Origin of the sequence: Thalassospira sp. A40-3 (assembly GCF_015871485.1) — a bacterium.
GTDB lineage: Bacteria > Pseudomonadota > Alphaproteobacteria > Rhodospirillales > Thalassospiraceae > Thalassospira > Thalassospira tepidiphila.
The window spans coordinates 1359470-1372381 of record NZ_CP065428.1 but is presented as its reverse complement, the minus strand read 5'-3'; the positions used below and the strand labels follow the sequence as shown (position 1 = coordinate 1372381).

Sequence of the window (12912 nt, the reverse complement as noted above, 5' to 3'; positions counted from 1 at the left end):
AGGCCGGATGCTTTTCGCCGGTTACTGCAAAGCGGCGCGACGACGTTCGCGCAAAGATTGTGCCGTGACGCGGCCATCACCGGTCGGCTGATAATAGACCGACATTTCCTTAAGTGCGGCGCGCACCTTGTTCAGGGCGACTTCGCCTTCGACCTTAAGATCATAGGCGTCAAAACCACAGCGGTGCATATAAAGGATCTGGTCACGCAGGACATCGCCAACCGCGCGAAGTTCGCCGGTGAAGCCCATGCGTTCACGCAACACCCGGCCATAGGAATATCCACGGCCATCGGTGTAGGCCGGGAAATTGACCGTGATGATCGACAGACGATCAAGATCATCTGCCAGATCTTCGGGCGCATCGCCCGGGTTCAACTGCACACCCAGACCGCCATTGCGGCCCAGAAGGCTGTCACGTTCTTCCTTGAAACGGGCGAGCGGCACGATCAGGTTTTCGTCACTTGCCGGAAGGTCGCCTTCGGCGTCAACCGTGATCCATTCCTGTTCGATCACGCTGTCATTCTTAACGATCGCCATAAAGCACCTCCTTGAACGGATCCATGCCGACACGACGGTAGGTGTCGATGAAACGTTCGCCGCTTTCGCGGATATCAATATATTTGGTCACAAGGCTTTCGATCGCATCGACCACTTCGGCTTCGGAGAAACCGGCACCGGCGATCTTGCCGATCGAGGCATCCTGGCTGGCATCGCCGCCAAGCGTGATCTGATAGAACTCCTTGCCGCGCTTATCGAGGCCAAGAATACCGATGTGACCAACATGGTGATGCCCGCAGGCATTGATGCAGCCGGAAATCTTGATCTTGAGCTCGCCAATGTCATGTTGACGATCCAGATCCCCGAAACGTTCGGAAATCCGCTGTGACAGCGGGATCGAACGCGCGGTTGCCAAGGCGCAATAATCAAGGCCTGGGCAGGAAATGATATCGGTGACATAGCCAAGGTTCGCCGTACCAAGGTTGGCCTTGTCCAGTTCGCTCCAAACCGCGAACAGGTCGGCCTTTTTGACATGCGGCAGAACAAGGTTCTGTTCGTGAGTCACACGCACATCGCCAAAGCTGTATTTTTCCGAAAGATCGGCAACCAGTTCCATCTGGGTATCGGTCGCATCGCCCGGAATGCCGCCAATCGGTTTCAGCGATACGTTGGCAATCGTATAGCCCGGCTGTTTATGTTCGATGACGTTCGAACGCACCCAGTTGGCAAAACGACGGTTTTCCGACTTGTGACGTTCGAAATCGGCATCGTCGTCAGAAAGGGCTTCAAACGCCGGCGGTGCAAACTGTTCGATGTAATGGGCGATTTCCGCATCATCAACGCGCAGCGACCCGTCCTTGATCTGGGCCCATTCCTCTTCGACGAGCTCGCGGATTTTATCAATGCCTTCCTCATGAACGAGGATCTTGATACGCGCCTTGTACTTGTTATCACGGCGGCCAAAGCGGTTATAAACGCGCAGAATGGCTTCGAGATAGGAGAACAAATCGTTCTTGCCGATAAACTCGCGGATGGTCTTGCCAACAAACGGCGTACGACCAAGGCCACCACCAACCATGACTTCAAAGCCGGTTTCACCCGCATCGTTCTGATGCATGCGAAGACCGATATCATGCACCTTCACCGCGGCACGGTCATTTGGCGATCCGGTCACGGCGATCTTGAACTTGCGCGGCAGATAAGTGAATTCCGGATGGAAGGTCGACCACTGACGGATCAGTTCGCAATAGGGACGCGGATCTTCGATTTCATCGGCCGCAGCACCGGCATACTGGTCGGTCGTAGTGTTACGGATGCAGTTGCCTGATGTCTGGATGGCGTGCATTTCGACCTTGGCAAGGTCGAGCAACGCATCAGGGATTTCATCAAGTTTCGGCCAATTATACTGGATGTTCTGGCGGGTGGTGAAATGGCCATAGCCCTTGTCATAGACCCGCGCAATCATGCCAAGCTGACGCAGCTGATCAGCGCGCAGCGTGCCGTACGGAACGGCAACGCGCAGCATATAGGCATGCAGTTGCAGATACACACCGTTCATCAGACGCAGCGGACGGAACTGTTCCTCGGTAATGTCACCGGCAAGGCGGCGTTTTACCTGTTCGCGGAACTGTTCAGTCCGTTCATGGACAAGCTGGCGGTCAAAATCGTCATAACGATACATGGGGCTCTCCTTATACCGCCTGATAGCCGAGGTCTTCGCGGACACTCGGACCTTTGGTGCGCAGAACTTCGCGGTATTTTGTCGGCACGATATCCGCTCCCTGCTGTTCGACATCAATCAGATACGGCCCGACAATCACGATATCGAGTTCGGGTGCACTGGCTTCAGCCAAAAGCGCATCTGCGGCCTCTTTGCCGTCAGCGATGCGGGCATCGTTGATGTTTTCGCTCCAGCTACCATCGCTGGTCAGGAACACCACCAACCCGTCTTCCAGACGGTTTGCCGTGACAACTTGCAGGGACATTCGGTTCTCTCAGCCTGTAAATCTCTCGGGTTTGGTCCTGTATCGGACCTTTTCTGCACCAGAATTTGGCTGATTACCCCTTATTGGTCAAGTTTTTTTGTGAAATATCATATATTACACTTATTTTTGTGTTTTAATAATCCACTATTGACCGCTCGGCGTACGGGTTCTACCTCATCAGTCATTGAACACCACCGCACAAGAAACCCTCCTGATATGCCTTTGAACATCATCAAACTGAGCGTCGGTACAGAAAGCCCCGAAAGCCTGAAGGAATGGCAGACCTATTTTCAGGCCATGCACGGGCGTATTTTCCACACCACACGCATGACACCCAAACGCAAGGCAGAGATTCTTGATGGCGGATCAATTTATTGGGTGATCAAGGGGGCGGTGCGCTGCCGCCAGCAGGTCATTGATCTTGAAGAATACGTCAATGAAGAAGGCACGAAATATTGCCGCATCGTTCTGGACGAGGAATTGATCGCCACCCGTCCCTATCCGCACCGCGCGTTTCAGGGATGGCGCTATTTCCCCGATGACAAATGCCCGCCGGATGAAAAACAGGGCGGCGGCACTGACGCCCTGCCCGATGACATGGCCGACGAATTACGTGACCTTGGGTTAATCTGAGCTCAGCCCTCGACAGGGGCGTCCGCCTCATCGGGATCAATTTCGCGCAAGGTTTCAGCCACTTCATTTTTAAGCCAGCTGACAAATGCCTTTACGCGTGGGCGTCTCAGGTGCTCCTCCGGATACACCAGATAATAGGCCCCGCTTGAGGCAACGCTTTGCGCAAACGGTCGCACCAGATTTCCCGCCGCCAGATCAAGGGCGGCCAGACTTGTGCGCGCCATGGCAATCCCCTGCCCCATCAGGGCGGCCTGAATGACCATGTCGCCGGAGTTAAATCGAAGACCGCGGCTGACATCGACACCTTCGGCACCGACACCGTTGAGCCAGAATTCCCAATCGGCGGCATGCGGGTGATCCATAAAGGTGGTGGCATCATGAAGCAATTGGTGCCCGGCGACATCGGCCGGTTCTTTCAGTTCCGGATTGGCGGCAAGATAGGCCGGGCTGCACACCGGGAAAGACTCGTCTCGCATCAGCATTTCGCACACCAGCCCCGGATAATTGCCACTGCCGAACCGAACGGCGAGATCAATGCCCTCGGTCCGTAGATTGACAAGCCGGTCATCGGCATGAATGCGGACATCAATATCAGGATACGCATCGCGGAAATGCCCCAGACGCGGCACCAGCCATTTCACCGCAAAACTTTGCAACACACTGACCGTTACCACACCGGCTTCCTCAATCGTGGTCAGGCGTTCGATCTCCTCGGCAATGCATGAAAAGCCTGCTGTGGTTGCCTGGGCCAGTTGCGCGCCCTCTTCGGTCAGATGGATCTGACGCGGCAACCGATGAAACAGCTTGAAACCAAGATATTCCTCAAGCTGGCGGACCTGCTGGCTGATCGCACCCTGCGTGACAAACAACTCCTCGGCAGCCTTGGTAAAGCTCAGATGGCGGGCAGCGGCATCAAAGGCGCGCACGGACTGCAAAGGCGGAAGCCGCATGGATATCACTCCAATATCATGAATTAGAATTCCTAATCCGTCCGATCAGAAATACTCGTTTGTCGCGCTCGAAATATAGCCGCAATATGGCTTCAACAGCAAACATTGCATTAGCAATATTAACTCATGGAGAGAATGATGGCTTATTCACTTAGCCCTGCTCCGTCTGCCGTGGAGCGCCCGCCCAAAGCAAGTATCCGTACGTTCGTCAGCACCCTTGTTAGCCGCCTCAATGATCTTTCAAACCGCTTTGCACGGTTGCTTGCGGTTCGTGAAGAACGTCGGATGTTGCTCAGAATGTCAGATCAGCAGCTTGCGGACATCGGGATCACCCGTGCCCAGGCTGAAGAAGAATACCGGCAGTCTTTCCCGCTGCGATAACCCTGCGCGGTATCTGTCCTGCATTACCCCGCCCCCACGGAACACAGCGCAAGACAGATCCACCCTTCGTGCCACCGCACACCCCACCCTTGGCCCGGTCAATGCCCTCACATTGACCGGGCTTTTTCGTGCGTCACATTCATACAGCGCGCAACTGGTCGTAATTTGATCCATTGCATTGCGATGAGTTCAATAATCCCGCAAAGTTATGGCTACATCTGACCACAACCGGCGGAATCGGGCGCATGACCTCGGAAAAGAAAACGTCAAAGAAAACCGTGAAAACAGCCAAGCAGGACAGCAATGATGTGCTCGGTGACGCAACACGGCGCACGGGTAAAAGCCGATCTGCGGCCAACCGTACCGATGCGCTTTCAAAACTTGATACTGAGGCAAAGGACCACTTCTTGCTGGACTCCGAAAATCTGACCATGGACCGGATTGACGATCATCCTTCCGGCCCAAATAAAACAACCAGCCAGAACCTGCGCAACATTCCGGAAGATCAGCTTCCACCCGACATCGACCTGAACCCGAAGGCACGGGCAAAAAAGATGCAGGGGAAGCAATATCTGGAACTGATTGCCTCGCTTCATATCGAGCTTTTGAAGCTACAAAACTGGATCAAGGCAGAGAACCTCAAATCGCTGATCATTTTTGAAGGGCGCGATGCCGCTGGCAAGGGCGGCACGATCAAACGTTTTACCGAACACCTTAATCCGCGTGGTGCGCGGATCGTCGCCCTTGGCAAACCCAACGACCGCGAACTGACGCAATGGTATTTCCAACGCTATATCGAACATCTGCCCAGCGGCGGCGAGATCGCCCTGTTTGACCGGTCCTGGTACAACCGTGCGATGGTCGAACGTGTGATGGGCTTTTGCAGCATGTTTGACGTCAGCGAGTTTTTGCAATCCGTCCCGGAACTTGAACGCATGTTGATCCGATCCGGCATCCACATGACCAAGTTCTATTTCTCGGTCAGCAAAAAAGAACAGGCACGACGCTTTAAACAGCGCCAAAGCGATCCGCTCAAACAATGGAAACTCAGCCCGGTTGATCTGGCCTCCCAGAACCTTTGGGATTCCTATACCGAGGCCAAACGCGACATGTTCTTCCATACCTCCACCACCGACAGCCCGTGGGTGATCGTCAAGTCAGATGATAAGAAACGTGCGCGCATCAACGCCATCCGGTTCTATCTGTCGCAGTTTGAATACCCCGGAAAACGGCCGGAAATCCTTGTATATGACCGCCGGATCATTCATAGCGTCGCCGAGGAACTTGATGAGGATTGACGAGATCGCTCAGTCTCTGGTCTTCCGGATGGTGAAAACATTGTCGCGGTAACATTTGCGTTCATTGACATTGCCCGCGCTGCAACCTTTACTGGAGGCATATAAACCTTCGGGAGGCAAACAATGGCAAAATGTGCATTTATCGGTCTGGGTGTCATGGGATATCCGATGGCCGGTCACCTGCAAAAAGCAGGTCACGACGTTACCGTTTACAACCGTACTTCAGCCAAAGCAGAAAAATGGGTGGCCGAGTTTGGCGGATCGTCCGCCCCCACTCCGGCCGAGGCGGCAAAGGGTGCGGAATTCGTCTTTTCCTGTGTCGGCAATGACGACGATCTGCGCAGCGTCATGCTGGACGATGGCGGCATGTTCGCCGGTATGGACAAGGGTTCTGTCCTGATCGACAACACCACCGCATCGGCCGATGTCGCCCGCGAACTTTATGCTGCGGCCAAGGATATGGGCATTTCATTCATCGATGCCCCGGTTTCCGGTGGTCAGGCAGGTGCCGAGAATGGCGTTCTGACCGTCATGTGTGGCGGCGATCAGGATGCGTTTGATCGCGCTGCCCCGGTCATTGATGCCTTTGCCAAATCTTGCAAGCTGATGGGTGAAAGCGGTTCCGGCCAACTGACCAAAATGGTCAACCAGATTTGCATCGCCGGTCTGGTTCAGGGCCTTTCCGAAGGTGTCAATTTCGGCGTTAAGGCCGGCCTTGATATGGAAAAGGTCCTCGATGTTATTTCCAAGGGTGCCGCTGGCAGTTGGCAGATGGAAAACCGCGGCAGCACCATGGTCGAGAACAAGTTTGATTTCGGCTTTGCCGTTGACTGGATGCGCAAGGATTTGGGCATTTGCCTTGAAGAATCCAAACGCAATGGCGCCCGTTTACCGGTCACGGCCCTGGTTGACCAGTTCTATGCCCAGGTGCAGGAACGCGGCGGCAACCGTTGGGACACCTCAAGCCTGATTGATTTGCTGGCACGCGGTTAAACTGCCGCCTGGCATCAGACCGACAAAACAAAAAGCGCGACCCGTTAAGGTCGCGCTTTTTTGATACGATATCAGGCGATACCGATCAGAGACCTGCGCGCAGCAGCGGCTCCATCTGATTGCGGTAGTTTGCCAGCGGGCCTTTATCGAAATAGCCCACCGCGCATTCAAGAACGGAATCGCGAAGGGGTTTCTCACCCTCACCGTCTGCCAGATTTTCCTCTAGATTCTCGCGGCTCGATTTGCCAAGGCGTTCGATCTCGATATCCTGCTCGCAGCTGGTGGCCTCAAGGGTTGCCAATGACTGACGCGGATCGCGACGGCGCGAAGGCAGTGCGTGCTCAAGATCAATCTCGCGTTCGAATTCCTCGGCATCAGCAAGCGTAATTTCGATATCCGGGATCACACCATGGCCCTGCACAATGTGGTTCTCAGGTGTGGTGTAGTAACCGGTGGTGATTTTAAGCCCGCCGCCCGAAGTCAGCGGCATGATGCGCTGCATCGACCCTTTGCCAAAGGACCGCTCTCCGATGATGATGCCGCGACCGTTTTCACGGAGGGCCGCTGCCATCAGCTCTGCACCGGATGCCGAACCACGATCAAGCAGGATTGCCATCGGCACTTTCTCAAAGAAATCGGACCGGTCGGCTTCGTAGCTCCTCAGTTTGCGCTCACCGCGTCCTTCGGTGGCAACGATCAGACCTTCTGTCAGGAACTGATCGGCGATATCTGCCGCACTATCGAGAAGCCCACCCGGATTACGGCGCAAATCGACAATAATGCCGCGTGGCGATGCGATCCGGTCTTCGAGTTCCCGCAAATATTCCTGAGTCTGGTCGAGTGTGGTCGCATCAAACCGCGACACCCGGATATAACCGATATCCTGATCAATGATACTTGCCGTGACCGAGGGCACCTCAATCCGGGCACGCTTTACCGTGACATCAAAACTGTCTTCGACACGCTGGATGGTCAGGGTCACCGGATCCCCGACCCGGCCACGCATCCGACGCACGGCCTCTGAAATCGGTTCGCCGACCATCTGGTAGCCATCAATGTGGGTAATCCGGTCATCCGGACGCAAACCGGCGCGTGCCGCAGGTGTATCATCAATCGGCGAGACAATCCGGATGCGCTTTTCATCATCAAGGGCAATGACGATCCCGACACCGGCAAAGCTGCCTTCTGTACTTTCCTGAAGGCGACGGAACATATCGTCGGTCATATACGCACTGTGCGGATCAAGGTCATGCAGACTGTCATCAAGCACCGCACCAACCACACCGATCGGCGATGTGTCATCGGTTTCAAGGTCGCCCAACATCGCAATGCTGTTATCGACAAACGCCACGCGATCAATTTGCTCGACATAAGTTTCCGACAGGACCTGAAGTGCTTCGACGTAAAGCTTGTCGGCATGGGCAAACTGTTCTTCGCTGGCGCCAGCGGTCACGCTGGTGCGGTAAGCGTCCAGAAATCTGCGTTCTTCATCGCTTGGCCATGCCGGTCCGGCACAGGCCACCAGTCTTGTCCCGGCGAACGAAATCACCACCGCAAACAAAATTGGCAATATTCCTTTACGCAGCAACAGCTTGCTCCTGTCCTTCGATTTTTTCGACCAAATGCATATTGAACATCAATTGGCCTTGAACAACGACAAGTCTAGCCTGCCTTTTTTCGATTGGCGACCCCTTGGCAAATAATAGATGCCAGATCACGCAACTTTTACCTGTTTAAGGCATCAAACTCGGGTCTTGGGAACATATCGGTAGTCTTTTGTCATTTCGCCAGTGTGAAAGCCACAAAGCGTGACTTAAACCAATGTTGAATGTGTCCTTTTGCCCGACTGCACGAATCAGACTCGATCTTGCGGGATCGGGTCGTTATGCTACGAGGCAATAAAACAAGGTTGGCAAAAAGCCGACTGTTCCGAGCGGGCGGCTCACATTTCAGGGAGACGTCTTTTTTCATGAGCGACTTTACGCCCCCCATTTCAGATATCCGTTTTCTGATCCATGACGTGATTGGGCTGGATACGGTTTCCAACCTGCCGCCCTATGGTGAAACCAGTGCGGATCTGGTTGACGCAATCCTTGAAGAAGCTGGGAAATTTGCAGCCTCCGTCCTCGCCCCGCTCAATCGCGCCGGCGACAAGGAAGGCGCAAAACTTCGTGAGGACGGTACTGTTCGCACACCGACGGGCTGGAACGAGGCCTATGCGCAATTCTGTGAAGGCGGTTGGCAAGGCATATCCGCGCCGGAAAGCGAGGGCGGCATGGGCTTGCCAATATTGCTTGGCGCTGCAGTTGCCGAAATGTGGCAGGCGGCAAACATGGCGTTTGCGCTTTGCCCGATGCTGACATCCGGCGCGATTGAGGCCCTTATTGCCCATGGATCGGACCAACAGCGTGAACTGTATCTTTCGCGCATGATATCAGGTGAATGGACTGGCACCATGAACCTGACCGAACCACAAGCCGGATCGGACCTCTCGAAAGTGCGCAGTACAGCCGTTTTGCAAGAGGATGGCAGCTACAAAATTTCCGGCCAAAAGATCTTCATTACCTATGGCGATCACGAGATGACCGAGAACATCGTGCATCTTGTTCTGGCCCGAACGCCCGATGCCCCGGCCGGTGTCAAAGGCATTTCACTGTTTATCGTTCCCAAATATCTGGTCTCGGACAGTGGTAAAATCGGCGCACGCAACGACGTCACCTGTGTGTCGCTTGAACACAAGCTTGGCATTCATGGCAGCCCGACGGCGGTTCTGCAGTTTGGCGACAAAGGCGGTGCGACCGGCTTTTTGGTTGGCGAAGAAGGCAAGGGACTGGCCTATATGTTCACCATGATGAACAACGCAAGGCTTGCCGTTGGCCAACAGGGTGTCGCCATTTCCGAACGCTCCTATCAGCAGGCGCTTGATTATGCCAACACGCGCAAACAGGGACGGGATGCCAAAACCGGCGAAGAGGCGCCGATCGCAGTCCACGGCGATGTACAGCGCATGTTGATGCGCATAAGGTCCTCGACCGATGCCGCGCGCGCACTTTCGCTTTATGCCGCCGCGCAGCTTGATCTTGCTCACCATCTTTCTGACAAACAGGATCGTGCGGCAGCACAGGCGCGTGCCGACCTTTTGATTCCGCTGGTCAAAGGTTGGGCAACGGATATTGGCGTCGACAATGCATCGCTTGGTGTGCAGATCCACGGCGGCATGGGCTTTATCGAGGAAACCGGGGCAGCCCAGCACCTTCGCGACGCCCGTATTGCCCCGATCTATGAGGGCACCAACGGCATTCAGGCGCTTGATTTCATCGGACGCAAGGTGCTTAGGGATAAGGCGACTGCGCTGACGGCAATGCTTGCAGATATCAAGGAGGCGATCCGCAGCCTGAAAGATATCGATGAAACAAGCGACCTCGCCAAGGCACGCCGTGAACTGGATCACGCAATCGTCGATCTCGAAAATTCAACGGAGTGCGTGTTGGAACGCTGTGCTGCGGATGCTGATATGGCACAAGTGCTTGCCACACCATATTTGCGTCAGGCTGCCCTGTGCATTTCCGGATGGCTGATGCTGCGCTCTCTTGGCGCTCTGAACGACACCGAAACACCAGAAGACCTGCGCAAGGCAAAGAAAAAAAGCTGTATGTTCTTTTTCACTCAACTCCTGCCAGAGGCTGCTTTCATGGCGGCACAGATCAGGAATTGTACGGAAACGGAATTGCTTTAACCGCAGTCATAATTTTGCCGCGCTTTTTAACCATCACAACGTCGCACCATCTCCGCAAATGCAGAACGGTGGTGCGACTTTTTTAGTGCACCTATTCAACCCATCCGATCTTAACCACGTCGACCGACCAACATTCGGAAATCCCGCAAGATTTGAACGGGTTTGACGACAATTTCCTGTTTCGGTTTTTGATTGCTTCTCTATAATCCGCCCAATGAATCGCTTAACCCGATATATGCTCAAACAGCAATTGATCATGATGGTCTTTGTCACACTGGGGCTTCTGTGTGTGATCTGGCTTTCACAAAGCTTGCGCTTTGTTGAAATGATTGTGAATCGGGGCTTGTCGATCTCGGTCTTTTTGCAGCTGACATCCCTGCTGCTGCCAAGCTTTCTGACGATCATTATTCCGATCGCCCTGTTTTTCGTTATTGTCTTTACCTACAACAAACTGATACAGGACCGCGAACTCATCGTCATGCGCTCGGCGGGATTGAGCCAGTGGGCACTCGCCAAGCCGGCACTGATTGTCGCACTTCTGTCGACGGCAGTCTGCTATTTCCTGACACTGTTTTACCTTCCCTACAGCTACACACAGTTCAAGGAACTGCAATTCTCGATCCGCAATGATTTCTCATCGGTGCTGTTGCAGGAAGGCAGCTTCACCGACATTGACGGCCTGACCATTTACGTTCGCGAGGTCGGTCGCGATAACGAATTGCTGGGCATTCTGGTGCATGACGCACGTGAGCCCGATGCCCAAACGACCATGATGGCCAAACATGGCGCCTTGCTGAGGACTGACGAGGGTCCACGTATTGTACTGCTCGATGGCAACCGCCAAGAAGTCAATGCCGAGGATGGCACCATGTCGATTCTTTATTTCGATCGCTATGCGGTTGATATTGCGCAAGGTTCTGCGGAAGAAGGACTGCGTTATCAGGAAGCCCGCGAGCGCAGTGTGTATAATCTTTTAACGGGAACACCACCGGATATTGCACAACACGACTTGGGTTCTTTCCGAGCAGAGGGACATGATCGCCTGATCTCTCCCCTGAATGCCATTTCCTTTGCCAGCATCGCGTTGGCCGTTCTTGTTTCAAGCAGTTTCTCGCGACGCGGCCAAACGGGAAGACTGTTGGTTGCGATTGGTGTGATGGTCGTTTGTCAGGCAACAGGCATTGCGGTGAAAAATTTGGCTGCCAAGAATCCTGCTCTCGTTCCATTGATGTACATGAATGCAGCAATCCCAATTGCATTGGGGCTGTATTGGACATTCCGCGGCCCAGTGATCAAGGCGCGGCGCGCAATAAGCCAAGAGGCAGAAGCATGAGGATTTCACCGCTTCTGACATGGTATTTCGGCAAGCATGTCCTGATTTCAGTTCTGGCTATTCTTGCCCTCCTGATCGGTTTAATCCTGATCGGTGACACCATTGAACTGCTCCGGCGGGCGGGCAACAAGCCCGACGCCACAGTCGGCATTGTACTGCAAATGGCAACCAGTCGAATCCCGTTCATGACAGAGAAGGTCCTTCCTTTTGCCGTCCTGTTCGGTTCGATGTTTTCATTCTGGAAACTGACCGGCAATCAGGAGCTTGTAGTGACGCGCGCGGCGGGTGTTTCAGCATGGCAATTCATGCTCCCACCAATTCTGTGCGCTCTAATTCTCGGCAGCATTCAGGTAGGTGCACTCAATCCTCTATCTTCGATTCTGCTACAGAAATACGAAACGCTCGAAGCACGTTATTTGCAGAACAACGCAAGTGTCATGAACCTGTCTTCAAGCGGTCTCTGGTTACGTCAAGGCACCCAAGATGGTCAGGCAGTTATTTTTGCACGATCGGTCAGCAACCAGCAGGGCGACCAACTTGATCTTCGAAACGTGACAATCTTCCGTTTTGAAGATGCGGATGATTTCACGATGCGGGTCGATGCCGGTCGGGCTGTTCTCGAACCGGGAACTTGGCGTTTCTATGATTCATGGAGCTTCGTCCCTGGTCAGGCCAGCACGTTTGCAGAAGAAATGATGCTGCCAACGAACCTGACTGCGCGGAAGATACAGGACAGTTTCGCTTCACCGGAAACGATGTCATTCTGGGATCTGAAGCCCTTCATCACACTGCTTGAACGCGCTGGTTTTAATGCCACCCGTCACCGCATCCATTTTCACAGCCTGTTGTCGAGACCTTTACTTTTATGTGCCATGGTTTTGATCGCGGCTGCATTTTGCCTTAAATTTTCTCGACGTCGGCGCGCATCCCTTGTTATCGGAGGGGGGGTAGCAACCGGCTTCATTCTGTATTTTTGCACGGATGTGATTTCAGCTTTGGGCGTTTCCGGCGGAATTCCTCCGATTTTGTCGGCGTGGGCGCCAGCTGGAATTTCTCTGTTGCTCGGGGTTACAACATTGCTACATCTTGAGGATGGCTAGCCTAT

General features: G+C 54.0%; 12 protein-coding genes. 7 read left to right on the top strand and 5 right to left on the bottom strand.

Annotation, left to right across the window (positions count from 1 at the left end):
* Window positions 1-21: 21 nt before the first annotated feature.
* Genes IT893_RS06155 through IT893_RS06145 form a run of 3 tightly spaced genes read right to left on the bottom strand, consistent with a single transcriptional unit; the run spans window position 22 to window position 2483 of the window.
* Window positions 22-537 (bottom strand): DUF934 domain-containing protein, encoded by a 516-nt coding sequence (locus IT893_RS06155; protein ID WP_008890568.1) that lies wholly within the window; start codon window positions 535-537, stop codon window positions 22-24.
* Window positions 524-2179, bottom strand: coding sequence for a nitrite/sulfite reductase (locus IT893_RS06150; RefSeq protein ID WP_197147195.1), 1656 nt, complete (start codon window positions 2177-2179; stop codon window positions 524-526). Before IT893_RS06150 ends, IT893_RS06155 begins: the two co-directional genes overlap by 14 nt.
* Window positions 2180-2189: 10 nt before the next feature.
* Window positions 2190-2483, bottom strand: coding sequence for a DUF2849 domain-containing protein (locus IT893_RS06145; RefSeq protein WP_008890566.1), 294 nt, complete (start codon window positions 2481-2483; stop codon window positions 2190-2192).
* A 216-nt stretch (window positions 2484-2699) separates the two neighbouring features.
* On the opposite strand from IT893_RS06145, the gene IT893_RS06140 reads away from it, so the two are divergent.
* Entirely contained in the window at window positions 2700-3116 is a 417-nt protein-coding gene (locus IT893_RS06140) for a DUF1489 family protein (protein ID WP_064781603.1), read from the top strand.
* A 2-nt stretch (window positions 3117-3118) separates the two neighbouring features.
* Here IT893_RS06140 and gcvA read toward each other — a convergent pair whose 3' ends face one another.
* On the bottom strand, window positions 3119-4066 hold the full coding sequence (gene gcvA / locus IT893_RS06135; RefSeq protein ID WP_197147194.1) for a transcriptional regulator GcvA: 948 nt from the start codon (window positions 4064-4066) through the stop codon (window positions 3119-3121).
* 138 nt (window positions 4067-4204) lie between these two features.
* Here gcvA and IT893_RS06130 point away from each other — a divergent pair, with 138 nt between their 5' ends.
* The 3 genes from IT893_RS06130 to IT893_RS06120 all read left to right on the top strand — a co-directional run bounded on the left by IT893_RS06130 (window position 4205) and on the right by IT893_RS06120 (window position 6738).
* Window positions 4205-4447 carry a DUF1127 domain-containing protein gene (locus IT893_RS06130; protein ID WP_197147193.1) on the top strand — a complete coding sequence of 81 codons (243 nt, stop codon included), beginning with the start codon at window positions 4205-4207 and terminating at the stop codon, window positions 4445-4447.
* A 245-nt stretch (window positions 4448-4692) separates the two neighbouring features.
* Window positions 4693-5745 carry a polyphosphate kinase 2 gene (ppk2, locus tag IT893_RS06125; RefSeq protein WP_197147192.1) on the top strand — a complete coding sequence of 351 codons (1053 nt, stop codon included), beginning with the start codon at window positions 4693-4695 and terminating at the stop codon, window positions 5743-5745.
* 123 nt (window positions 5746-5868) lie between these two features.
* Window positions 5869-6738 carry an NAD(P)-dependent oxidoreductase gene (locus tag IT893_RS06120; protein ID WP_197147191.1) on the top strand — a complete coding sequence of 290 codons (870 nt, stop codon included), beginning with the start codon at window positions 5869-5871 and terminating at the stop codon, window positions 6736-6738.
* An 85-nt stretch (window positions 6739-6823) separates the two neighbouring features.
* On the opposite strand, the gene IT893_RS06115 is transcribed toward IT893_RS06120, so the two are convergent.
* Window positions 6824-8326, bottom strand: a complete 1503-nt coding sequence (locus IT893_RS06115; RefSeq protein ID WP_252724093.1) for a S41 family peptidase — start codon at window positions 8324-8326, stop codon at window positions 6824-6826.
* Between the two features lie 381 nt (window positions 8327-8707).
* Here IT893_RS06115 and IT893_RS06110 point away from each other — a divergent pair, with 381 nt between their 5' ends.
* From IT893_RS06110 to lptG, 3 genes are all read left to right on the top strand, one after another.
* Window positions 8708-10474, top strand: a complete 1767-nt coding sequence (locus IT893_RS06110) for an acyl-CoA dehydrogenase (protein ID WP_197147190.1) — start codon at window positions 8708-8710, stop codon at window positions 10472-10474.
* 214 nt (window positions 10475-10688) lie between these two features.
* Entirely contained in the window at window positions 10689-11807 is a 1119-nt protein-coding gene (lptF, locus tag IT893_RS06105; RefSeq protein ID WP_287450890.1) for an LPS export ABC transporter permease LptF, read from the top strand.
* Window positions 11804-12907 carry an LPS export ABC transporter permease LptG gene (lptG, locus tag IT893_RS06100; RefSeq protein WP_064781610.1) on the top strand — a complete coding sequence of 368 codons (1104 nt, stop codon included), beginning with the start codon at window positions 11804-11806 and terminating at the stop codon, window positions 12905-12907. Before lptF ends, lptG begins: the two co-directional genes overlap by 4 nt.
* Window positions 12908-12912: the final 5 nt, after the last annotated feature.

Excerpts from the sequence above, each read along its gene's own strand:
- lptF (WP_287450890.1), top strand. The coding sequence starts at position 10,689 with ATGAATCGCTTAACCCGATATATGCTCAAACAGCAATTGATCATGATG.
- IT893_RS06145 (WP_008890566.1), bottom strand. The coding sequence starts at position 2,483 with ATGTCCCTGCAAGTTGTCACGGCAAACCGTCTGGAAGACGGGTTGGTG.
- IT893_RS06120 (WP_197147191.1), top strand. The coding sequence starts at position 5,869 with ATGGCAAAATGTGCATTTATCGGTCTGGGTGTCATGGGATATCCGATG.
- IT893_RS06150 (WP_197147195.1), bottom strand. The coding sequence starts at position 2,179 with ATGTATCGTTATGACGATTTTGACCGCCAGCTTGTCCATGAACGGACT.
- IT893_RS06140 (WP_064781603.1), top strand. The coding sequence starts at position 2,700 with ATGCCTTTGAACATCATCAAACTGAGCGTCGGTACAGAAAGCCCCGAA.
- IT893_RS06155 (WP_008890568.1), bottom strand. The coding sequence starts at position 537 with ATGGCGATCGTTAAGAATGACAGCGTGATCGAACAGGAATGGATCACG.
- lptG (WP_064781610.1), top strand. The coding sequence starts at position 11,804 with ATGAGGATTTCACCGCTTCTGACATGGTATTTCGGCAAGCATGTCCTG.
- ppk2 (WP_197147192.1), top strand. The coding sequence starts at position 4,693 with ATGACCTCGGAAAAGAAAACGTCAAAGAAAACCGTGAAAACAGCCAAG.
- IT893_RS06130 (WP_197147193.1), top strand. The coding sequence starts at position 4,205 with ATGGCTTATTCACTTAGCCCTGCTCCGTCTGCCGTGGAGCGCCCGCCC.
- gcvA (WP_197147194.1), bottom strand. The coding sequence starts at position 4,066 with ATGCGGCTTCCGCCTTTGCAGTCCGTGCGCGCCTTTGATGCCGCTGCC.
- IT893_RS06110 (WP_197147190.1), top strand. The coding sequence starts at position 8,708 with ATGAGCGACTTTACGCCCCCCATTTCAGATATCCGTTTTCTGATCCAT.